This is a genomic window from Ensifer sp. D2-11, assembly GCF_054161295.1.
In genome coordinates, this window is sequence record NZ_CP096433.1 from 1,614,853 (window position 1) to 1,636,236 (window position 21,384).

At 62.2% G+C, this 21,384-nt stretch carries 17 protein-coding genes, 1 tRNA gene and 1 riboswitch; of the genes, 8 read left to right on the forward strand and 10 right to left on the reverse strand.

From position 1 onward, the window contains the following. Nucleotides 1–1,370: 1,370 nt before the first annotated feature. On the forward strand, nucleotides 1,371–1,742 hold the full coding sequence (locus tag M1D34_RS07825) for a hypothetical protein (protein WP_003529533.1): 372 nt from the start codon (nucleotides 1,371–1,373) through the stop codon (nucleotides 1,740–1,742). Between the two features lie 29 nt (nucleotides 1,743–1,771). Here M1D34_RS07825 and M1D34_RS07830 read toward each other — a convergent pair whose 3' ends face one another. Both M1D34_RS07830 and M1D34_RS07835 read right to left on the reverse strand, forming a co-directional pair. After that, complete coding sequence (locus tag M1D34_RS07830) at nucleotides 1,772–2,752, reverse strand: DUF1775 domain-containing protein (RefSeq protein WP_010969295.1); 981 nt, start codon at nucleotides 2,750–2,752, stop codon at nucleotides 1,772–1,774. Nucleotides 2,753–2,844: 92 nt separating this feature from the next. Next, nucleotides 2,845–3,240, reverse strand: a complete 396-nt coding sequence (locus M1D34_RS07835; RefSeq protein ID WP_014526714.1) for a hypothetical protein — start codon at nucleotides 3,238–3,240, stop codon at nucleotides 2,845–2,847. 156 nt (nucleotides 3,241–3,396) lie between these two features. Further along, nucleotides 3,397–3,484: riboswitch (glycine riboswitch) on the forward strand. Nucleotides 3,485–3,626: 142 nt separating this feature from the next. On the opposite strand from M1D34_RS07835, the gene gcvT reads away from it, so the two are divergent. The 3 genes from gcvT to gcvP are packed head-to-tail and all read left to right on the forward strand — an operon-like array spanning nucleotide 3,627 to nucleotide 8,009. After that, complete coding sequence (gene gcvT, locus M1D34_RS07840) at nucleotides 3,627–4,766, forward strand: glycine cleavage system aminomethyltransferase GcvT (protein ID WP_010969294.1); 1,140 nt, start codon at nucleotides 3,627–3,629, stop codon at nucleotides 4,764–4,766. A 16-nt stretch (nucleotides 4,767–4,782) separates the two neighbouring features. Then, nucleotides 4,783–5,145 (forward strand): glycine cleavage system protein GcvH, encoded by a 363-nt coding sequence (gene gcvH, locus M1D34_RS07845; protein WP_003529528.1) that lies wholly within the window; start codon nucleotides 4,783–4,785, stop codon nucleotides 5,143–5,145. Further along, a complete protein-coding gene (gene gcvP / locus M1D34_RS07850; protein ID WP_028010815.1) occupies nucleotides 5,145–8,009 on the forward strand; it encodes an aminomethyl-transferring glycine dehydrogenase in 2,865 nt (954 codons plus the stop codon). Before gcvH ends, gcvP begins: the two co-directional genes overlap by 1 nt. 288 nt (nucleotides 8,010–8,297) lie before the next feature. Here the strand turns inward: gcvP and tig are convergent, their stop codons facing one another. Together tig and M1D34_RS07860 are read right to left on the reverse strand one after the other, a co-directional pair. Further along, nucleotides 8,298–9,773, reverse strand: coding sequence for a trigger factor (gene tig, locus M1D34_RS07855; RefSeq protein ID WP_028010816.1), 1,476 nt, complete (start codon nucleotides 9,771–9,773; stop codon nucleotides 8,298–8,300). Between the two features lie 175 nt (nucleotides 9,774–9,948). Continuing rightward, nucleotides 9,949–10,033 (reverse strand) — tRNA-Leu (locus M1D34_RS07860). A 1,480-nt stretch (nucleotides 10,034–11,513) separates the two neighbouring features. On the opposite strand from M1D34_RS07860, the gene M1D34_RS07865 reads away from it, so the two are divergent. The 3 genes from M1D34_RS07865 (at nucleotide 11,514) to trmFO (ending at nucleotide 13,618) form a co-directional block, all read left to right on the forward strand. Then, nucleotides 11,514–11,657, forward strand: coding sequence for a DUF1127 domain-containing protein (locus tag M1D34_RS07865; protein ID WP_003529522.1), 144 nt, complete (start codon nucleotides 11,514–11,516; stop codon nucleotides 11,655–11,657). A gap of 306 nt (nucleotides 11,658–11,963) precedes the next feature. Beyond that, complete coding sequence (locus M1D34_RS07870) at nucleotides 11,964–12,107, forward strand: DUF1127 domain-containing protein (RefSeq protein WP_003529520.1); 144 nt, start codon at nucleotides 11,964–11,966, stop codon at nucleotides 12,105–12,107. A gap of 92 nt (nucleotides 12,108–12,199) precedes the next feature. Further along, a complete protein-coding gene (gene trmFO / locus M1D34_RS07875; RefSeq protein ID WP_498781512.1) occupies nucleotides 12,200–13,618 on the forward strand; it encodes a methylenetetrahydrofolate--tRNA-(uracil(54)-C(5))-methyltransferase (FADH(2)-oxidizing) TrmFO in 1,419 nt (472 codons plus the stop codon). A 29-nt stretch (nucleotides 13,619–13,647) separates the two neighbouring features. Here trmFO and M1D34_RS07880 read toward each other — a convergent pair whose 3' ends face one another. The 5 genes from M1D34_RS07880 to yajC all read right to left on the reverse strand — a co-directional run bounded on the left by M1D34_RS07880 (nucleotide 13,648) and on the right by yajC (nucleotide 18,525). Then, a complete protein-coding gene (locus M1D34_RS07880) occupies nucleotides 13,648–14,103 on the reverse strand; it encodes a hypothetical protein (RefSeq protein WP_027990066.1) in 456 nt (151 codons plus the stop codon). 94 nt (nucleotides 14,104–14,197) lie between these two features. Then, nucleotides 14,198–15,040, reverse strand: a complete 843-nt coding sequence (locus M1D34_RS07885; protein ID WP_127541437.1) for a phytoene/squalene synthase family protein — start codon at nucleotides 15,038–15,040, stop codon at nucleotides 14,198–14,200. 21 nt (nucleotides 15,041–15,061) lie between these two features. After that, nucleotides 15,062–15,448, reverse strand: coding sequence for an Mth938-like domain-containing protein (locus M1D34_RS07890; RefSeq protein ID WP_003529512.1), 387 nt, complete (start codon nucleotides 15,446–15,448; stop codon nucleotides 15,062–15,064). 2 nt (nucleotides 15,449–15,450) lie between these two features. After that, nucleotides 15,451–18,027 carry a protein translocase subunit SecDF gene (gene secDF / locus M1D34_RS07895; protein WP_498781515.1) on the reverse strand — a complete coding sequence of 859 codons (2,577 nt, stop codon included), beginning with the start codon at nucleotides 18,025–18,027 and terminating at the stop codon, nucleotides 15,451–15,453. 165 nt (nucleotides 18,028–18,192) lie between these two features. After that, complete coding sequence (gene yajC / locus M1D34_RS07900) at nucleotides 18,193–18,525, reverse strand: preprotein translocase subunit YajC (protein WP_003534584.1); 333 nt, start codon at nucleotides 18,523–18,525, stop codon at nucleotides 18,193–18,195. 339 nt (nucleotides 18,526–18,864) lie between these two features. Between yajC and M1D34_RS07905 the strand changes: the two genes are divergently transcribed. After that, nucleotides 18,865–19,740, forward strand: a complete 876-nt coding sequence (locus M1D34_RS07905; protein WP_028010820.1) for an ATP-binding protein — start codon at nucleotides 18,865–18,867, stop codon at nucleotides 19,738–19,740. Nucleotides 19,741–19,844: 104 nt separating this feature from the next. On the opposite strand, the gene M1D34_RS07910 is transcribed toward M1D34_RS07905, so the two are convergent. Next, entirely contained in the window at nucleotides 19,845–21,383 is a 1,539-nt protein-coding gene (locus M1D34_RS07910) for a LysM peptidoglycan-binding domain-containing protein (protein ID WP_010969286.1), read from the reverse strand. Nucleotide 21,384: the final 1 nt, after the last annotated feature.

Here is a 21,384-nt window from a genome sequence, read left to right on the forward strand (position 1 = left end):
GCCGCCGTTTGGCTCGCAATGGAATTGGCCGCGCAGAGGTGACACTCACCTCGGGAGGTGACACTCACCTCGGGAGGTGACACTCACCTCGGAGGCGGCGATCACCTTGGAGGTGACGATCACCTCGGAGGTGACGATCACCTCGGCGGGACGAGACCTTGATAGTAATCCCCGTCACCGCCGACCACCCGGTCCCCGGTGTGCGAGCACGCCGCCAGCGTGGCGAGTGCGAGCAACAACACGATCTTGCGCATAGGCCCCCGTACCTTTTCTAACAGTTTGACGGCCATTGATATTCTGCCATTCGCGCAGGATCAATTCCCAACCGCGCAATCTACACGGTCCTGCGGCAGCGCTTCTTACACCATCCGGGCTCCTACATCGGTCCCGAGAAATCGGAACCGATTGTCGGAGGCGCGATGCCGCATGCAACGTCTCATCAGCGCTTCGGGGGTATCAAGCCGGGATAGTATTGCCCGTCCCCTCCATAATACCGTTCGGCGCTGGGCGTCGCCGTTTGTGAGCACGCGCTGAGAACGAAGACCGCCACCAACATTCCGATTGCCCGCATAGAGTATGTCCTTTCGCATATAGATTTCCGCAACCGGGTCGCGCCGACGCGCTGCATCGGCTCTCCGTTGCACCTGCAATTGTATATGCGATTCAACCGACGATGAACACGATTCCGTGATCTCTACCATCAAGTGCAGCTCCCGTATTCCCCCAACCGGCCCACTTGGGTGTCGAACCGGTCAGGTACCGCAAGCCGGTCGCTATGATGGCTGCGCCCGGAGTGAGCGTTGCCGCAGCGGTGCCGACCGCCAGGACGTCACGGGCACGGTGCGCGGGCGCCTCTCGTGAGGCATGCAGCGACAGCCCTCTTGCGATGCGACGGAAGCGGGTTCGTGCGCCGCATTTGGGGCTTCGATTGATGCGTGTCGTTCTTAAAGCCGCTATAGACCTGAGCGACATGCTTCAGAGAGGCGTCGGGGGTACGACGCCGCTATAGTATTGGCCTTCTCCCGTATAGTACCGTTCGGCGCTGGGCCTTCCTGTTTGCGAGCACGCGCTGAGAGCAAAGATCGCCAACAACAATACGATCGCGCGCATAGACTTACGTCCTTTCGTGAGTGAACTTCTTCAATATGACTTTTATGAACTAGATTTTTTCCGGCGCAGAAGCCGCGCCGGTTCTCGGTTACGGCTGCGATTGTACATGCCGTTCAACCGACGGTACACAAAATTGCGCAATGTTCAGCCCCGCAGCCCTCGAATCGTTACGATTTTCCTAAAATCCGATCACCCGATTTCACCTGCTCGCAAGCGCAGTCTGGCACAGGAAAGGATTATCATGCCCGAGGACTGACAGGATGACCCAGGTCGTTACCATCTCCGCGACGACGGCGGCCTATGCGGCGGATGCATTGAAGCCGCCCACGCGCTTGCGTGGCGATGGACCTGCCGACGAGGCAATCACACTGCTTTGCGCGCGCGGCCAAGAGCAGGCGCCGGTCCCGAAGGTCAGAAGCGCGCTGCCGCTGCACCTCATGCTGATCGCTGCAGAGCGCCGTCTGCCGCAACAGACGCAGGCCGAAACGCTGCGCCGCTATCTCGAAAACGCCGAGAACGAGGACGAGGACGGGGGCGGAGGCGATCGCCGGCGGGAAGACAAGCCTGCCGGCGATGAACAGGAACTGGACGAAATCACCGAAATGCTCGACCGGCTCGTTCAGGGATCCTGAGCCGGTCGACGCGCTTTCCTGTCAGTGTTCTATTGATGGCTGTGGCCGGAGTGAGCGTTGCCCGCGGCGGTGCCGACCGGCAGGACATAGTCGACCTCCCCCGCCTTCTCGAAGGTGAGCGTCACGGGCACGGCATCGCCTTCGGCAAAGGGCTTCTTCACCTCCATGAACATGAGATGCAGGCCGCCGCTCTTCAGCTCGACGGTTCCGCCGGCGGGAACGGCAATGCCGTCCTCGAGCTTGCGCATTTTCATGACGTCGTTCTCCATCGTCATTTCATGGAGTTCGACCCGGCCCGCGGCCGGGCTCTCGACGGCAAGCAGCCGGTCGTCGGCACTGCCGCCGTTCCTGACCACGAATCCGCCGCCGCCGACCTTGGCGCCGGGCAGCATGGCCTTCACGGCTCCGCCCGAGATCTCGAGATCGCCGAGCCTCACCGTTTTGGGCGCGGACTGATGATGCCCGCCGTGACCGGAATGCTCGTCGCCCGCCGCCATGGTGACGGTGATCGTCGGCGCCGGATGCTCGAGGGAATGGGCGTCCTCGCCCTCCGCCGCCACCTGATCCCAGACCACCTTGCCGTCGGCGCCGCAAAGCTGCGTCGTCGGAAAGGCAAGCACGGTCTCCTTGTCGAAGCCCGCGAGTTTTCCGCGCACGACGAAGGTGTCGTAATGTTCGTCGGGAAGGTTGCCGCCTTTCCAGCGAATTTCCAAGGGACCGGAGGAAACCTTGGTGCCGTGATCGTCATAGGTTTTCCGGTAGTCGCCCTTGATGATCTCCAGCTCCCAGCCGGGCTTAGGCTGGGGCTTGGCAAAGACGAATCCCTCCGGCAGCTGCACCCGCACTTCGGTCGTCGCCTTGCCGTCGCAGCCATGCGGCACCTGAAGCGTGGCGTTGACGGTCGTTTCGGCCGGCGCGCTGCCCGTCTCGAATGTCGCATGCGCATGGGCGAGCCCTGTGGCGGCGAATGTGAGGCCGGTGGCAAGCAAGGAAAGTCTGATCGTGTTCATGTCGTAATCTCCGAACCACGTGCCGGAACGCGGCCTTCGTGGGTCAATGCCGCATAGCGGCGCAAGAAATTCTGGGTTGGATTCGAGGAGATTTACGGCTGGGCCGGCGGGCCGCGCGGTGGCGGCAGCAGGCGCAGGGGCAGAAGCACCGCCTCGGCGGCGACGATCGGCGTTCCGGCAGTCCAGTCGCCGTTTTCGGCCGGCAGGCTTTCATCGGGCGCCGCCGGCAGGAGCACGGAGGCGGCGAGCCGGCAGGCTTCGCAAACGGGAGCAGATGACGACGACTTGCCGTGGCCGGCGTCATGATCGACGCCGCCCGTGCCGAAGCAGATATCGGCGAAGGTGCCGTCGGGGAGAAGATATTCGCCGGAAATCGCCGGGCCGGCCGCTTTCGCAAGGGCTGGCTTATGGGCGAAGGACAGGAATAGGAGTGCGAAGGCTGCGAGCAGCCGCATCGCAATTCCCCATTTCCGCTCGCGCCCTGTCATGGCCACCTCTCTTCGGTCTTCCCTATCCGCTGCCCAAAGAAATTGCAAAGGCCGATTTTGCCGCACTTGTCGCGGAGGATGAAGTCAGGGCGACAAAAATATGTTTGGTCGCGACATAGGCCCTTGCCAAAATCCGGCCTTCGCCGTTATCTGGATTCGACCTCGTTGGGAGAAACCGGTTCGATCCGGTGCCGAAGGAGCAACCGCCCCGGAAACTCTCAGGCCAAAGGACCAGCAAGGTGCCGGTAGGACTCTGGAGAGAAGCGTTCGCGCTCGCCGAAGGGATAACAATCTCAGGCAAAGGGACAGAGGGGGCTCGAATTTGTCGGCGCATGACGCCGGTATTGTGAGCCGGCGCGAAAACGCGCCAGACCTGGAGGCCGGACTTGGAAGACGTTTCCACCTTGAAACACACGCCTTTGCACGCGCTGCACCTTTCGCTCGGTGCACGCATGGTGCCCTTCGCCGGTTACGACATGCCGGTCCAATACCCGGAAGGCGTATTGAAGGAGCACCTGCATACCCGCGCCGCCGCCGGCCTCTTCGACGTGTCCCACATGGGACAGATCGTCGTGCGGCCGAAATCGGGAAAAATCGAGGACGCGGCGCTGGCGCTGGAAAAGCTCGTGCCGGCGGATGTTCTCGGCCTCGCGGAAGGCCGACAGCGCTACGGCCTCTTCACCAATGCCGCAGGCGGCATTCTCGACGACCTGATGATCGTCAATCGCGGCGATCATCTCTTCCTCGTCGTCAACGCGGCCTGCAAGGATGCCGATCTTGCGCATCTCAAGGACGGTCTCGGCAGCGTCTGCGACGTGACCATGCTGACCGACCGTGCCCTGATCGCCCTTCAGGGACCCCGGGCCGGAGCGGTCCTCTGCGAACTCTGGGCGGACGTCTCGTCGATGCGCTTCATGGATGTCACCGAAGCCGACCTTCACGATGTGAGCTGCATCATCTCCCGCTCCGGCTACACCGGCGAGGATGGCTTCGAGATATCCATTCCCGCGGAAGCGGCTGTGGATGTGACGCAGCGCCTGCTCGAACATCCCGACGTTCTGCCCATCGGGCTCGGCGCGCGCGACTCGCTCCGCCTCGAAGCGGGGCTTTGTCTCTATGGCAACGATATCGACACGAATACGAGCCCCATCGAAGCAGGCCTCGAATGGGCGATCCAGAAAAGCCGCCGCGCCGGCGGTGAGCGCGCCGGCGGCTTTCCGGGCGCCGGCCGGATACTGGCCGAGCTAACCGACGGAGTTTCCAGGCGGCGTGTCGGCCTGAGGCCCGAAGGCCGGGCGCCGGTCCGCGGCAATGCCAATCTCTTCGCCGATGAGGAGGGCAGGACGGCGGCAGGAACCGTCACCTCCGGCGGCTTCGGTCCAAGCGTGGATGGACCGGTCGCCATGGGCTATGTCGACGCCGAGCACGCCGAAGTCGGCACCAGACTGTTCGCAGAGGTGCGCGGCAAATACCTGCCCATCGCCGTCACTGCCCTGCCCTTCATCAAACAAACCTACAAACGCTGATCAGGAGAACCTGCGTATGCTGAAATTCACCGAGGAACACGAATGGCTGAAGATCGATGGCGACGTCGCGACCGTCGGCATCACGGAGCATGCCGCTGGCCAGCTCGGCGATCTTGTCTTCGTGGAACTGCCGGAAGCGGGTGCCAGCTTCTCCAAGGGCGACTCGGCCGCGACCGTCGAGTCCGTCAAGGCGGCTTCGGACGTCTATTGTCCGCTTGATGGAGAAATCGTCGAGGTCAATCAGGCGATCGTCGACGATCCGTCGCTCGTCAACAGCGATCCGCAAGGCGCGGCCTGGTTCTTCAAGCTGAAGCTCGCCGATCCGGACGCTGCCAATGCGCTCCTGGACGAAGCGGCCTACAAGGAGTTCGTCGCCTGATGAGCATGCCCAAGGATTTTACCTTCACCGATTACAAGCCTTACGACTTCGCCAATCGACGTCACATCGGTCCTTCGCCGGCCGAGATGGACGAGATGCTGAAGGTCGTCGGCTATCCGAGCCTCGACGCGCTCATCGATGATACCGTGCCGCCGTCGATCCGCCAGCGGACGCCGCTTGCCTGGGGCGCGCCGATGACCGAGCGCGAGGCACTCGACAAGCTGCGCGAGACGGCGAACCGCAACCGGAAGCTCGTCTCCCTGATCGGTCAGGGCTACTACGGGACCATCACCCCGCCGGTCATCCAGCGCAATATCCTCGAGAATCCGGCCTGGTACACCGCCTATACGCCCTATCAGCCGGAAATCAGCCAGGGGCGGCTGGAAGCCCTGCTCAACTACCAGACCATGGTTTGCGATTTGACCGGACTGGACGTCGCGAACGCCTCGTTGCTCGACGAGGCGACGGCGGCAGCCGAAGCCATGGCCATTGCGGAGCGCGTCGCAAAGTCCAAGGCGAAGGCGTTTTTCATCGATGAGAACTGCCATCCCCAGACGATTGCGCTCCTGAAGACCCGGGCGGAGCCGCTCGGCTGGCAGATCGTCGTCGGCGATCCGTTCGAGGATCTGGACGCTGCCGGCGTCTTCGGCGCGATTTTCCAGTACCCCGGTACCTACGGCCATGTCCGCGACTTCTCGGGCCTGATCGCCAAGCTCCATGAGCAGGGGGCAATCGCCGCCGTCGCGGCCGATCCGCTGGCGCTGGCGCTTCTGAAGTCTCCCGGTGAAATGGGCGCCGACATCGCGATCGGTTCGACCCAGCGCTTCGGCGTTCCGGTCGGCTACGGCGGACCGCACGCCGCCTATATGGCGGTCAAGGATGCCTATAAGCGCTCCATGCCCGGCCGCCTCGTGGGCGTGTCGGTCGATGCGCGGGGCAACCGCGCCTACCGGCTGTCGCTCCAGACCCGTGAACAGCATATCCGGCGCGAAAAGGCGACATCGAACATCTGTACCGCGCAGGTGCTGCTTGCCGTCATGGCCTCCATGTATGCGGTCTTCCACGGTCCGGACGGAATAAAGGCGATCGCCCAGAGCGTGCACCAGAAGACGGTCCGGCTTGCCATGGGATTGGAAAAGCTCGGCTATACCGTCGAGCCGGATGTCTTCTTCGATACGATCACCGTCGAAGTCGGCAAGCTGCAAGGCATCATCCTCAAAGCCGCCGTGGCCGAGGAGGTAAACCTTCGCAAGATCGGCACGACCAGGATCGGCATCAGTCTCGACGAGCGTTCGAGGCCTGTCACGCTCGAGGCCGTCTGGCGCGCCTTCGGCGGCGACTTCAAGGTCGAGGAGTTCGAGCCGGACTACCGCCTGCCGCAGGAACTGCTGCGCACCAGCGCCTATCTCACCCATCCGATCTTCCATATGAACCGCGCCGAGAGCGAGATGACGCGTTACATGCGCCGCCTCGCCGATCGCGATCTTGCGCTCGACCGCGCGATGATCCCGCTCGGCTCCTGCACGATGAAGCTCAACGCGACCGCGGAGATGCTGCCGATCACCTGGCCGGAATTTTCGGAAATCCATCCCTTCGTGCCGGCCGACCAGGCACTCGGCTATCAGCATCTCATCGAAGACCTGTCGCAAAAGCTCTGCGCGATCACCGGCTACGATGCGATCTCGATGCAGCCGAACTCGGGTGCCCAGGGTGAATATGCCGGTCTGCTCGCGATCCGCGCCTACCATATCGCCAACGGCAACGAGCATCGCGACGTCTGCCTGATACCGACCTCGGCGCACGGCACCAACCCGGCCTCGGCGCAGATGGCCGGCATGAAGGTGGTGGTCGTCAAGGTGAGCGACGCCGGCGAGATCGATATGGACGATTTCCGCGCCAAAGCGGAGCAGTATGCGGACACCCTCTCCTGCTGCATGATCACCTATCCCTCGACGCACGGCGTGTTCGAGGAGAACGTCCGCGAAGTCTGCGAGGTCGTGCATAAGCACGGTGGCCAGGTCTATCTGGACGGCGCCAACATGAATGCGATGGTTGGCCTTTCCCGCCCTGGCGACATCGGCTCGGATGTCAGCCATTTGAACCTGCACAAGACCTTCTGCATTCCGCATGGCGGCGGCGGTCCCGGCATGGGCCCGATCGGCGTCAAGTCGCATCTCGCCCCCTTCCTTCCGGGACACCCGCAGACCGACGGGCACGAGGGCGCCGTATCCGCCGCACCGTTCGGGTCGGCCTCGATCCTGCCGATCTCCTGGAGCTACTGCCTGATGATGGGCGGCGAAGGCCTGACGCAAGCGACCAAGGTGGCGATCCTCAACGCCAATTACGTCGCCGCCCGGCTGAAGGGTGCCTATGACGTGCTCTACAAGTCGGCGAAAGGCCGGGTCGCGCATGAATGCATCATCGATACCCGTCCGCTCGCCGAAAGCGCCGGCGTCACGGTCGATGACGTCGCCAAGCGCCTGATCGACTGCGGCTTCCATGCACCGACGATGAGCTGGCCGGTCGCGGGCACACTGATGATCGAACCCACGGAATCGGAAACGAAGGCCGAGCTCGACCGCTTCTGCGACGCCATGCTGGCAATCCGCGAAGAGGCCCGCGCCATCGAGGACGGCCGGATGGACAAGGTCAACAATCCGCTGAAGAACGCGCCGCATACGGTCGAGGACCTCGTCGGCGACTGGGACCGGCCCTATTCGCGCGAGCAGGCCTGCTTCCCACCGGGCGCCTTCCGCGTGGACAAATACTGGTCGCCGGTCAACCGTGTCGACAATGTCTATGGCGACCGCAATCTCGTCTGCACCTGCCCGCCGATCGAGAGCTACGCGGAAGCGGCGGAATGATGACGTGATCCGATCGGGCGCGGTTCAAGCGCCGCGCCTGCCTGCCACGTCCTGAAAGCAAAAAGCCCGGCTACTAAGCCGGGTTTTTCGTTGGCCTACTGCATGTTTCCTTTAATCGTATCCGATTAAAGGACAAAAACATGCAGCAGATCAAAGTGCTACAGCGCCGCGCGTCTGATAAGACGCGCGGCGCTGTAGACACTTCCAGGAGAAGTGCGGAGCAGCTTTCCCTCTGCAGAAAAGAAAAAGCCGCCCGGAGGCGGCCTCTTCGTGTCCTGAGAGATGCGATTACTCGGCGCTCTCGTCCGCAGCCTTCTTCTTGGCCGGGGCCTTCTTCTTCGGCGCGGCGGCTTCTTCGCCCTCGCCGGCTTCGGCCTTGGCGGCTGCCTTCTTCTTGGAGGCCGTTTTCTTGGCCGGCTTTTCGTCGGCTTCGTCGTCAGCCGTCAGCTCTTCCTTCGAGACCTTCTTGTCGGTCACCGAAACCTCGGTGAGCAGGTGGTCGACAACCTTCTCTTCGAAAAGCGGTGCTCGCAGCGAGGCGGCAGCACCGGGCGTGTTGCGGAAATATTCGAGGATTTCCTTTTCCTGGCCGGGGAACTGGCGCAGCTGCTCGAACAGCGAACGCTGCATCTCGTCATCGCTGACCTGAACGCCGGCCTTTTCGCCGATCTCGGAGAGAACCAGACCGAGGCGGACGCGACGCTCGGCGAGCTTGCGATATTCGGCTCGCGCTTCCTCTTCCGTCGTGTCTTCATCGGCGAAGGTCTTGCCGGCCTGCTGCAGGTCGGTGTTGATCTGGCGCCAGATGTTCTCGAACTCGGCATCGACGAGGCGCTCGGGCGTATCGAACTGATAGAGTTCGTCGAGCTGGTCGAGAAGCTGGCGCTTGACCTTCTGGCGGGTGATCGAGCCGAACTGGCTTTCGATCTGGCCGCGGACGATTTCCTTCAGCTTGTCGACGGATTCGAGGCCGAGCTTCGTTGCCAGCTCGTCGTTGATCTCGATCGGGGCAGCGGCAGCGACGTCCTTGACGGTGATGTCGAAGGTCGCTTCCTTGCCGGCAAGGTTGGCTGCCGGATAATCGGCCGGGAACGTGACCGTGATGGTCTTTTCATCGCCGGCCTTTACGCCGACAAGCTGCTCCTCGAAGCCCGGGATGAAGCGGTTGGACCCGAGCACGAGCTCAGCATCTTCGTCCTTGCCGCCGTCGAAGGCTTCGCCGTCGACCTTGCCGAGATAGTCGACCGTGACGCGGTCGCCATTGGCAGCCTTGCCCTTCTTCGATTCATAGGTGCGGGCGCTCTCGGCGATGCGCTGGATCTGCTCGTTGACTTCATCCTCGCTGACGTCGACGACCTCACGGGTGACCTTGATGCCGCTTGCATCCTTGAGTTCGATCGGCGGAATGATTTCGTAGGCGACCGTGAATTCGAAATCGGCTTGGGCGTTCAGGATCTTGTCGGCTTCCGCCTCGTCCTCGGTCATCGCGATTTCGGGCTGGGTTGCCGACTTCTCGCCGCGGCTCGTGAGGATTTCCGTCGGCTTTTCACGAACGATCTCGTTGACGAGATCGGCCATGATCGACTTGCCGTAAACCTTCTTCAGGTGCGCAACCGGCACCTTGCCGGGACGGAAGCCGTTGATGCGGACACGATCCTTCACCTCGACGAGGCGCTCGTTCATCCGAGCCTGCATTTCGTCGGCCGGGATAACGACCTTGAGTTCGCGCTTCAGCCCTTGAGCGAGCGTTTCGATAACCTGCATGTTAAAACCTTCACTTCACGTTGACAGTGCTCTTCCCTTGAAAGGCTAGGCGAGCACGTGAGCCGATCCATTTGCCGGGAGTGGCTTTACGCAATTCCGACCGCTTTGCAAGCAAAATGGCGCCTTGCCGGCCCTCCTCAGCGCCGAATACCGACGCGTGACTGCTATATCGTCCTGGTGCGGGTAGAGAGACTTGAACTCCCACGCCTTGCGGCACCAGAACCTAAATCTGGCGTGTCTACCAATTTCACCATACCCGCGTTCAGACGATCGCACCGCCCAATCGCATTCCTCACAAGATTTCATCAGCGGAATGCCGCGGATATTCTTGGGCCATGCGAAAGGTTCAGGGCTCCCGAGCGCGGCGTCTCTATAACACTCGTTTTCAACGGATCAAAGGGAAAATGCTCGCGCCCGTTGCCCGCTCGCAGCCCGCGCTTCGAACGGCAAGCTTGAGGCTCCTTAGCAGAGGATGCCGGCAGAAACGTGATGCCGCGCGTCCCGACGCATAACAGCCACTGGATCCGCGCCATCCATTGTCGGGACGGCGGACGGCCATCCGCGTTGCGCAATCCGCATATCTTCCATGTGGACATTGCACTGCACAAATCGATTTGAGGCCACTATATTCCAATCATCGAGGCGCCGTGGTGATAGCCGGACGGGCGCCGGCGGGAATGATCGCCCGCGGCGGGAAGTCCCGCAAAGATCCGGGCTTAAGCTCGACAGAATTCGAAGCAGCGCACTCCTCCTCCCATCGCCGCTTCGATGGATTGGCAACACTCCTCCTCCCGGTTGCCAATCGCCTTTATGACGCCCGCCGGTCCTCCTCCCCCGACGGGCGTCATTTTCCCTCAGATATCCCGGCGCATTTTGTATAACGATCCACTTGCCCATTATTTCGGCATTCTGTGATCATTCGGCGCCTGAGCCATGCATCACTTGCATAGGTGCCATTCGCGGCAGCCCCTGGTAAAATCCGGGGGTTCGGCCTATATTCCAATCATCGATCGGGCAGCGCACTCCTCCTCCCAGCGCGCCCGATACGGATTGGCGACACTCCTCCTCCCGGTTGCCAATCAGATCAAGCAACGCCCGCTGGACCTCCTCCCCCAGCGGGCGTTGTTTATTTCTGCCTCCCCCCATCGCAGTGAAACCGAGAACCACACTACGGCGCGGCGCGTTCTAAGGTCTGTTAAGATTCGGGATACCCGGGGCGGCTTGTTTGATTCCCTCATCCCTGTGCTCGTCACAGGGATCCAGCCAGACCAAGTCCTTGGGCTGAAACAACGCTTCCCGCGCCGCAGACGCGGCGCTGCTGGATCTCTGTGACAAGCACAGAGATGAGGAGAGGAGAGATTGCAGACCTCCGATACGTTGTTTCCTGGGCCATGCAGTCGGCAATCTTGTCCGCACCGCCCTGAACGCCGACAAACCCACGAGAGCCTCAACGCCATCATCTATCTCGCAGCAGCCGTCATAAACTCCAGATGAAATCTCAACAGGCCCTAAAAGACCGCCACGGTCCTTGGAACGGTCTGGAAATGCGCAGGAAGCCCGCATCGGCACCAAAAGGTTAAGCCGCGGTTAACGCCGTTGAAAAGCTTTGCACGTCGCGCATGGGTGCGATGCAGCATTATCTCTGTAATCCCGGCTCAAACCGATTATATTCCGGTTCATAAGATGATGGCCAGCAAGAGAGATAGAGCGCTGGCGAACGACCTAGAAAGGAATAGGATCATGAACCTCGCACGTTCTTTCAACAACTGGCGCAAGTATCGTCAGACCTGCAACGAACTCGGCCGCATGAGCGACCGTGAGCTGACTGATCTCGGCATCGGCCGCGCAGACATCCCCTACGTTGCCCGTCAGGCAATCAAGTAAGCATCAAAGCTTTCGCCAGATTATGGCCTTTCAAACGCCTTCCGGCTCCGCCGGTGGGCGTTTTTTTATTCTGCTGGGCCGTTCTGATCTCGTGCAGTAGTCCCTGAGAAAGCAACTTAACCGATACTTGATCGATGGCGCATTTTCGAGCCGGGCGAAATGCATGCTCACGAAATGATCGATGCACTGCACAAATGCATAGCAGATGCATCTACTTTGCACTCCATCTCCCAGTTAGACAAGCGTATAAGAACCTCAACGACGCAGACAATCACTGTCGCGAGCGATCTTCTTGAGGAAACGACCATGAACCCGATTCGCATTGCAAAAAGCTGGATCAACTACCGCCGTACCGTTGCCGAGCTGGGCAGCCTTTCCAACCACGCTCTGAACGATATCGGCATTACCCGCTACGACATCCGCAACATCGCGGCTCGCTCCTTCCGCTAATCGGATCGAGTATTGCTTGGCTTGAAGACGGCGCCCTCGGGCGCCGTTTTCGTTTCTTGGAAGCGACGGATGCCTGTGGTAGGAAGCCGCCCATGAACAAAACGACGTCCTCCCATTCGCCCATCCACGTCATCGGCGGCGGCCTCGCCGGGTCGGAAGCCGCCTGGCAGATCGCCGAAGCGGGCGTGCCGGTCATCCTGCATGAAATGCGCGGCGTGCGTGGCACCGATGCGCACAAGACCGAGAGCCTCGCCGAACTCGTCTGCTCAAATTCTTTCCGCTCCGACGATGCGACCAGCAATGCCGTCGGCGTGCTCCATGCGGAGATGCGTCTTGCGGGCTCGCTCATCATGCGATGCGCCGATCTCAACCAGGTGCCTGCAGGCGGTGCGCTCGCGGTCGACCGCGAAGGCTTTGCCGAGGCCGTCAGCGCAGCGATCGCAGACCATCCGCTGATCACGGTTCTTCGGGAAGAGATCCGGGGCCTGCCGCCGAGGGATTGGGATCTCGCCATCATTGCGACGGGCCCGCTGACAGCACCGGACCTCGCCGAGGCGATCCGCGCGGAGACCGGCGCCGATGCCCTCGCCTTCTTCGACGCCATCGCACCGATCGTCCATGCCGACACGATCGACATGGATATCTGCTGGCACCAATCGCGCTACGACAAGGTCGGCCCGGGCGGCACGGGCAAGGATTATATCAACTGCCCGCTCACACAGGAGCAGTATGACGCCTTCGTCGATGCGCTCATTGCCGGCGACAAGGCCGGCTTCAAGGAATGGGAAGGCACGCCCTATTTCGACGGCTGCCTTCCGATCGAAGTGATGGCAGAGCGCGGCCGAGAGACCCTGCGTCACGGGCCGATGAAGCCGATGGGCCTCACCAACGCCCATAATCCCTTGGTCAAGCCCTATGCCGTGGTTCAGCTTAGGCAGGACAACGCGCTCGGCACGCTCTACAACATGGTAGGCTTCCAGACGAAACTGAAATACGGCGCGCAAGGCGAAGTCTTCCGGATGATTCCGGGGCTCCAGAATGCCGAGTTTGCGAGGCTCGGCGGCCTGCACCGCAACACCTATATCAACTCACCGACGCTCCTCGATCATTCGCTGACGCTCAAGTCACGTCCGGGACTGCGCTTTGCCGGTCAGATAACCGGCTGCGAGGGCTACGTGGAAAGCGCGAGCATCGGCCTCCTGGCGGGCCGCTTCGCCGCGGCGGAACGCAAAGGCGCGTCTCCCGTGCTACCGCCGGTGACCACGGCCTTCGGTGCTCTCCTCGATCACATCACCGGCGGCCACATCGTCTCCGACGACGAACCGGGCAAGCGCTCGTTCCAGCCGATGAATATCAATTTCGGGCTGTTTCCGCCGCTCGAGCCGGGCGCCCTGACAAGGCCGGAGGGTGCCAAACGCTTCCGGGGCAAGGAGAAGGCGCTCGCCAAGAAGCAGGCGATGGCATCGCGCGCGCTGAGCGATTGCGCAAGCTGGCTCGACCAAGCCGTCTGACGAGAGATGACAACTCCGGTTTCAACCGGTCAATCCAGACCCTGCGCCGCGTCACCCGCTACTTCCAACTCCGATTTCGGACTGAAAGTGCCGAGCAGCCAGAGCGAAACCTCGGCTGCCTCGGCGGCCGTCCGAAACTCGAAAGCATTGTCCAGATAGGCGAAATCCGGGAAGTGGACGATTAGTCCCCGCCCACTCTCGGACGTGTTGACCCGCACCTTGCCGGGCTGAATGACGTGGCAGACATAATGCGTGCCGTGCGATTGTATGAACCCGGCCTTGCCATCGTGCAGCCGCAGGAAGATCGCCGTTCTGTCGACGGTCGAATGCAGCGCCCGGATCGCTTCCTCGGGGAATGCCCGGCCGAATTCCACGATCGCCGACCCGGCATCCGGATTGTCGGCATCGCGCTCTGCACGTGCGTTCATCCGAATATAGAACAGGCAGACGGCGGCGATCGCCACCAGGAGCAGTAACCAAAGCATTGCGTGGGTCCCTTGATAGCGACGGGATTCCGATTGAGGAGGGTCATATCCCGCGAGACTTGCGCCAGCGTGACGGCCGGGCGGCTAGCGAACGCTAAAACTCCCGGCGCCGGCTCGCCCGCCACATCCGCCATTGCCGCTGCCATTGCGGCGGCTGCAGTGGCTGACGAAGGATTCGTGCTCCGGCGGCCTCCGCGCGATCGAACACCGGTTCGGCGAGGGCAACGGGAATGAACGCCGAGAAATTCCGGCCCGAGATCGCGCCTGCGCCTTCACGTGCCTTGGCGAGATGATCGCGGCCGAGGCCGCAGAAGGCGCGAACGGCCCTTTCGATCGCACTCTCGTCGGTCCCGGCAAGAAGCGTTTCCCTGTCGAGGCCCGTTGCGCTCAAAAGCTCGGCAGGAAGATAGACCTGGCCACGCCCGACATGAACCGGGAGAAGCAGTAGGAGACCGGCAACCGTCTGAGCAACCCCGGCATGGCCGGCTGCGTCTGCAGACCTCGCTGCGTTGTCGGGGTCCAGGATGAGAGATGAAAGCTGAATGAGTGCCGATGCGGTTTCGCCGGCATAACCCTCCAGCGCCGCCCTGTCCTGCATCGGGTCGTCGTAAAGATCGAAAATGCGTGCATCGATCATGTCTTGAAGGACGCGAACCGGAAGGTGATGCTCGCGAATGCAACGCAGGAGCGCTTCGGCCAGCGGATGCCCCGCGCCGTCGGACTGCTCGTTTTCGAGAGTGTCACGCCACCATTGCAGCCGGATCTCGCCCGGGAGCGGCTCCTTGACCATGTCGCGGACACGGGCGATTTCCGCGTAAAAGGCATAGAGCGCCGCGAGCGAGTGGCGCTTCTCTGCCGGAGAAAGCAGACAGGCCAGGTAGCGATCGCGGTCGGTGTCCCGCAAGGTTGCGAGAATCTGATCATCGGACTGTTGCACGCCGAGCTTCCTTCGAACGCCTCACACCGCGATCAATGCCGCGGCGACGGCGCGCGATTCCGCCAGCATCACGTTATAGGTCCGCACCGCCGCCCCGGTGCTCATCGGATCGGACGAGATGTTGGCGGCCCTGAGCGCTTCCTTCAGGTCTCCCGGCAAGGGACGGATTTCCCGGCCGGTGCCGACGAGCAGCACCTCGACGTCACGCGCCTCATCGAAGATGCGCTGGAATTTCGCGACCGCGAGCACGTCGCCTTCGGCAACGTCCCAGGCGTATATGCCGGAAGGCAGCATCAGAACCGACCCGCGATGCGACATATCGGCGAAGCGGAAGCCGCCATTGCCGTAGGCGTCGACAGGTGCGCGTCCTGGAAAGTGCGCTTCGCGCATTTCGATCCCTTTTGCCATGATCACACCGCACCCTTTGCTTCCGTCTCCGACGACGCATCCGGCTCCGCCGGGTCCTGCGTGCCTCCAAGACGATTGTTTCGGCGATTGAAGAGGATAAGCAGCGGTCCCGCGACATAGATCGAGGACACGGTGCCCACAAGCACACCGAATATGAGTGTCGCGCTGAAGGATTGGACGAGACCACTGCCTCCGAACAGATACAGCGCAACGAGAGCAAGGAGTGTCGTCACGGCGGTCAGGACGGTCCGCGACAGGGTCTGGTTGATCGACGTGTCGATCAGGACAGAGAGCGGCATCCTTCGATAGCGCACCAGATTCTCCCGGACTCGATCATAAATCACCATGGTGTCGCTCAGCGAGTAGCACACGATCGTCAGCAGCGCTGCGATGCTGGCGAGATTGAATTCGATGCCGGTCAGAACGAGGAACCCGAGCGTCAGCAGCACATCGTGCAACGTCGCGACGATGGCTCCGACGGCAAATCGCCGGCCGAACCGAAGCCACACGTAAAGCAGAACGGCCAGCACGGCTGCGGCAACGGCGAGCGACCCTGCCCGCGTCAACTCTCCGGAAACACCGGGGCCAACCACCTCGACACGCCGGAAGACATATTGATCCTCAAGTTCGGAGCGAACCAGCCCGACGGCCGTCTGCTCGGCATTGTCGCCGGCTTCCTGCGACGGGATACGGACGAGAACGTCTCGCGCCGATCCAAGTTCCTCGACTTGAACGTCTCCGAGGTTCAATTCGTCGAGACGGGCACGGATGTCGGCACCATCGGCGACGCCGGTCCGTGCTCTCAATTCGATGACGGAGCCGCCCCTGAAATCTGCTCCCATGTTGAGCCCGAGGCTCGTCAGGAGAACCAGCGAAGCAAGCGACAATGCCGTCATAAGAATAAAGACCGGATTGCGGATCGCCATGAAACGGAAATCCGCCCGGCTGAAAAATCCGGTCCGAATGCCGCGCGGCAGACGCTGCGGCAGCCGGCGGCGAAACCATCCGCGAATAAGGCGGCGTGTCAGGCTGTGCGCCGTCAGAATGGTGGTGACACTGCCGATGGCAAGCGTAACCGCAAAACCTCGAATAGCGCCCGACCCAAGATAGAGGAGGATGGCGCCGGCAATGAATATCGTCAGGTTCGCGTCGACGATGCTCCTCAAGACGCGCTCGAATCCCTCGTCCAGCGCCCTTCGCAAGGGTTTGCCGCTGGTGCGCGCTTCTTCCCTGAGCCGCTCGTAGATGAGAACGTTCGAGTCGACCGCAATTCCGATCGTCAGGATGATCCCGGCAATTCCGGGCAATGTCAGCGTGGCGCCCGTGACGGACAGGACCGCGATGATCAGCACGACGTTGACGATGACGGCAATGACGGCCACGACACCGAAGAAGCCGTAGAAGCCGATCATACAGGCTGCGACGGCAATGGCCGCGATCAGGCCCGCCGTGAGGCCGCTTGCCACCGCGTCGGCTCCGTCCTCGGGACCGACGGTACGCTCCTCGATGACGGTCAGTGAAACGGGAAGCGGGCCGGCCCGCATCAGGGCGGCAAGATCGTTCGCCCCGTCCTCCGAGAGATTTCCGGAAATCCGGACGGTATCACCGGAAAGCGCGCCATCCAGAACGGACGTCGAGATAACCTGTCCGTCGAGCACGATCGCGAACTGCTTCCGCGGATCCGACTGCAGGAACGGCGCGACCCGCGCGGCAGCCCCGGCTGCAATCCTTGCATTGACGACAGGTTCGCTCGTTGCCGGATCGAAGCCCGGCTGTGCCTCGACGAAGTCCGGCGCCGCAGCAAAAGCGCGTCTCTCGACGAGGTAGGGTATCGGCGGATCGTCCAGCGAATAGAGGACCTCGGACCCCGCATGCGGCCTCGTATCGACGGCCTGTTGTGCTGGCATCGAGGAATCCAGCCACTTCAGGGCGACATCTCCTCGCTGCCCGAGGAGATCCTTCAATCTTTGCGGCTCGTCCAGACCGGGGACCTGCACGCTCAGCCGGTCACCGCCGCGACGCTCTATGATCGGCACGACCGCGATGACTTCGCCGACACGCCGGCGTACGACCTCGATGGACTGGGCGACGGCATCTGAGACCCTCAGATCTATGCCCTCGTCCGTCAGGCGAAGCCGAAGCGTGTCGCTGGTCGCGCTTTCCTCGTAGACCAGTTCCTGGATGGAATTCCCGAAAAGGCCGCCCTGTCGAACGGGGGCGACCAACGCCTTCAGCGCGTCACGCGCCGCTGGTGCTTTCGTTGCATCGCGGAGACGAAACTGCAGACCCTGCCCGCTTCCGGACAGCCCCGTATAGCGGATATCCGCCTGTCTCAGCGCATCGGCGATCGTGTCGATGGTTGATTGCAGGCGCTCCGCGACGATGTCTTCGCGGCTGACCTTGAGGACGATATGGGAACCGCCCCTGAGATCGAGCCCGAGCAGCACCTGCCGATGCGGCAGCCAGGTCGGCCAGTCCGCAAGCTGCTCTCTGGAAAGGAGATTCGGCAGTGCGAAGGCGAGGCCCGCAAGGACGACCATCCAGATGAGAATGTTCTTGAACGGCGACAACCTGGGCATATTTCGAAATGCTCCATCCGCCGGTCTCTGCCGGTCGCGGCCCTTGCCCTAACCACGGTGATTTTGGCCTCGCGTCGCTCCAAAATCAAACCGTGATCGATGCCGATTGAAGGCGCGGTATGCGGGCGAAAACCGCGCACGCTTCTTCAAGTACCCGCGCCGGGGTTACTCCTTGACGGGCTCGCCCTTCACGCGAACCTCGGAGACGCCGCTGCGCACGACGCGGACCTTGATGCCCTCGGCGATCTCCACTTCGAGCTCCGTATCGTCGACGACCTTGGTCACCTTGCCGACAATGCCGCCGCCGGTGACGACCTGGTCGCCGCGCCGGATGTTCTTCAGGAGCTCTTCGCGGCGCTTCATCTGCGCACGCTGCGGCCGGATGATCAGGAAATACATCACCACGAAGATCAGCAGGAAAGGCAGGATGGACATCAGAATATCGGCGCCGCCGCCCCCAGGGGCCGCCGTCTGCGCGAAAGCTTCGGTAATAAACATCGATCACTCCTTGAGTTCAAATTGCGCGCTTGCCCCCGCGGCAAACCTGCCGGAATATAGGCAAGCCGTCCCGTAACACAAATCGTCGGTACACTTCCCCGTTTCTCCTGCCTCTGGCACAAATTCCGCAGCAGGAGAACCCCCTGGTTGCAGGCTGCCGGTCTTTTCCAGCGCAAACCGCCGTGCTACCGAGAAAAACGCCGCCGGCGGCAGCTTCAACGGATTCGACCGGAGGACGAACGTCGCGGCGATTCAAGGATTTGGGTGGGCTGACGCACGCCCGTTATCGCGCGGGTCGGCCGCCCATGTTCGAAATTCAGCCTGCCGGAGACACATGAAATGCCCGAAAGCAAGATCGACGTCCTGCTCACCGAAATACAGAAGCTTTCGGCCGCGATGGAGCGCATCGCCGGACCGGCATATGCCGTCAACAATTGGCATGAGGCGGAGTGTTTCGTCTGGGCACCGGCCACGCGCCACCTGCAGCCCGTCCCGAGGCCGAATCGCATCGACCTCGCGCTCATCGCCGGCGTCGACCATGTCCGCGACATTCTCTTCGACAACACGCTCCGCTTCGCCGAAGGCTATCCGGCGAACAACGTGCTCCTGTGGGGCGCCCGCGGCATGGGCAAATCGTCACTGGTCAAGGCGGTCCACGCAAAGGTCGCCCACGACACCGGCAGCGCAATCAAGCTTGTCGAAGTACACCGGGAGGATATCGCCACCCTGCCCGTGCTGATGGAAATCCTGAAGGCGGCGCCGATGCCCGTGATCGTCTTCTGCGATGATCTCTCCTTCGATCACGACGATACCTCCTACAAGTCGCTGAAGGCGGTTCTCGACGGCGGCGTCGAGGGGCGCCCGGCAAACGTTCTGCTCTATGCGACGTCCAACCGCAGACACCTGCTTCCCCGCAACATGATGGAAAACGAACAATCCACCGCCATTAACCCCTCGGAGGCCGTCGAGGAAAAAGTGTCGCTATCCGACCGCTTCGGGCTATGGCTGGGTTTCTACAAGTGCAGCCAGGACGACTATCTGGCGATGGTCGACGGGTATGCGCAGTACTTCAAATTGCCTCTCGAGCCCGAAGCGCTGCATGCCGAGGCTCTTGAATGGGCGACGACGCGAGGATCGAGGTCCGGCCGCGTCGCCTGGCAATTCATTCAGGATCTGGCCGGTCGTCTGCGCAGACAGCTCGACACTCCTGCGTAATAGCACCTGCCGCCAGGTGGCGTGATCGCACAAGCGCCGCGCGTCTTGCCAGACACGCGGCGCTTTCGATTTGCCTACCAGCCGGACACAGCCGGTGCCATGGCTTATTCCAGATAGGTCGCAGGGTTGACCGGGGTCGCATTCTTGCGCACCTCGAAGTGAACTTGTGGCCGGGTCGCTCTGCCTGTCATGCCGGAGGATGCGAGCGTCTGGCCGCGCTGGACTTTCTGACCGCGTTGGACCTTGAGTTCGGCAGCGTTGCCGTAAACCGTCACCGTACCGTCGTCGTGGCGCACCAGAACGGCATTGCCGAGTTCTTTCAGGCTGCTGCCCGAGTAGATCACGACGCCGTTCTCGGCTGCCTTGATGGGGGTCCCCTCCGGCACCGAGATGTTGATGCCATCGTTTCGGTTGCCGTCGACATTGGCGCCATAGGCCGCGACGACCGCGCCACGGACCGGCCAACGGTACTTTCCGATGCCGGTCGATTTCGGAAGATCCTCGTTACCATCCGACCGGATGGCAACCTCCGACACGCTTTCCTTGGCGGCAGGCGCCTTGGTTTCAGTCAGCTTGCCCTGCTCCGTCGAAGCCGCCTGGGCCTCGTTCTTCTTGGCCGAAACAGAAGCCGTGACCACCGCATCGGTCGCCGGTGTTTTCGCCGAGGCACTCGGGATGTTGAGTTTTTGCCCGATGCGGATGGCTTCTGTCGAAAGCCCGTTTGCCTGCTTCAGGGCAGCGACCGAAACGCCGTTCGCCTTCGCGATACGGTTGAGCGAGTCGCCCGGCTTGACCGTATAGGCACCATTTCCACCGCCCTCGCCGGCGCTGTTGAGCTTGCCCGCCGCGACATCGCTGCGGCTTTCGCTCTTTTCACGCGATTGGGACTGGCCGGGGAGGATCGCCACCTCGCGCTGATCGGTCGGCAGCGGAGACGGACGCTTCTTGCCGCCCTCCACGTCGGCGATCGAACCCGATGCAGCCGCTTTCGCGGCGCTGCCTGCGGTACCGAATGTCGGAATAACGAGGCGTTGGCCCGGCTCTACCTGGCTTGCCGATTTCAGGCCATTCGCCTTCAGTATCTCCTTCTCGGGGACGCCGAACCGTCTGGCGAGGACCGTAACCGTGTCGCCTTGACGGACCATGATCGTCGGCGCGTTGGAGGCGCTCCAGCCCCCCTTGCCCGACATATCCTTGGCAGCCCCCGCCAGCGGCTCCGCCTTCGGGAGGGCCGCAGCCTGCGATTCGAGGGAAGCGGTCTGAACCTGCGGCTGCCGGGATGCGGCCGACGGCTCATCGAGGCTCGTTCGCTGAACGCTCATCGGCGTCGATGCGACACGGGCGCTGGATACCGGCGCGGCCGCCGTATTGTAGCCTCCGTTGCCGTCGCCGGAGGGATAGGATTGACCGAGCGCTGCGCTGTTCCCGTAGGAGGGCGCCGCACCGCCGCTCGCGACATCGCCTCGCGGTACCGTACTCGAGCCCTGCGGGATCGAACCCGTCATTATGTCGTCGGACCGCGAAAAGAGCCCGCCGAAGCGGCTGGCGTCAGAACTGCAACCGGTCGCTACACCCGCAAGCAGGATCGCCGCACAGAGACGGATCACGGACTTGCCTGCCTGGGGAGATACAAATTTACGCATG

Coding starts and splice junctions, on each gene's coding strand:
- M1D34_RS07825 (WP_003529533.1), top strand. CDS start 1,371: ATGACCCAGGTCGTTACCATCTCCGCGACGACGGCGGCCTATGCGGCG.
- M1D34_RS07830 (WP_010969295.1), bottom strand. CDS start 2,752: ATGAACACGATCAGACTTTCCTTGCTTGCCACCGGCCTCACATTCGCC.
- M1D34_RS07835 (WP_014526714.1), bottom strand. CDS start 3,240: ATGACAGGGCGCGAGCGGAAATGGGGAATTGCGATGCGGCTGCTCGCA.
- gcvH (WP_003529528.1), top strand. CDS start 4,783: ATGCTGAAATTCACCGAGGAACACGAATGGCTGAAGATCGATGGCGAC.
- gcvP (WP_028010815.1), top strand. CDS start 5,145: ATGAGCATGCCCAAGGATTTTACCTTCACCGATTACAAGCCTTACGAC.
- tig (WP_028010816.1), bottom strand. CDS start 9,773: ATGCAGGTTATCGAAACGCTCGCTCAAGGGCTGAAGCGCGAACTCAAG.
- M1D34_RS07865 (WP_003529522.1), top strand. CDS start 11,514: ATGAACCTCGCACGTTCTTTCAACAACTGGCGCAAGTATCGTCAGACC.
- M1D34_RS07870 (WP_003529520.1), top strand. CDS start 11,964: ATGAACCCGATTCGCATTGCAAAAAGCTGGATCAACTACCGCCGTACC.
- trmFO (WP_498781512.1), top strand. CDS start 12,200: ATGAACAAAACGACGTCCTCCCATTCGCCCATCCACGTCATCGGCGGC.
- M1D34_RS07880 (WP_027990066.1), bottom strand. CDS start 14,103: ATGCTTTGGTTACTGCTCCTGGTGGCGATCGCCGCCGTCTGCCTGTTC.
- M1D34_RS07890 (WP_003529512.1), bottom strand. CDS start 15,448: ATGGCAAAAGGGATCGAAATGCGCGAAGCGCACTTTCCAGGACGCGCA.
- secDF (WP_498781515.1), bottom strand. CDS start 18,027: ATGCCCAGGTTGTCGCCGTTCAAGAACATTCTCATCTGGATGGTCGTC.
- yajC (WP_003534584.1), bottom strand. CDS start 18,525: ATGTTTATTACCGAAGCTTTCGCGCAGACGGCGGCCCCTGGGGGCGGC.
- M1D34_RS07905 (WP_028010820.1), top strand. CDS start 18,865: ATGCCCGAAAGCAAGATCGACGTCCTGCTCACCGAAATACAGAAGCTT.
- M1D34_RS07910 (WP_010969286.1), bottom strand. CDS start 21,383: ATGCGTAAATTTGTATCTCCCCAGGCAGGCAAGTCCGTGATCCGTCTC.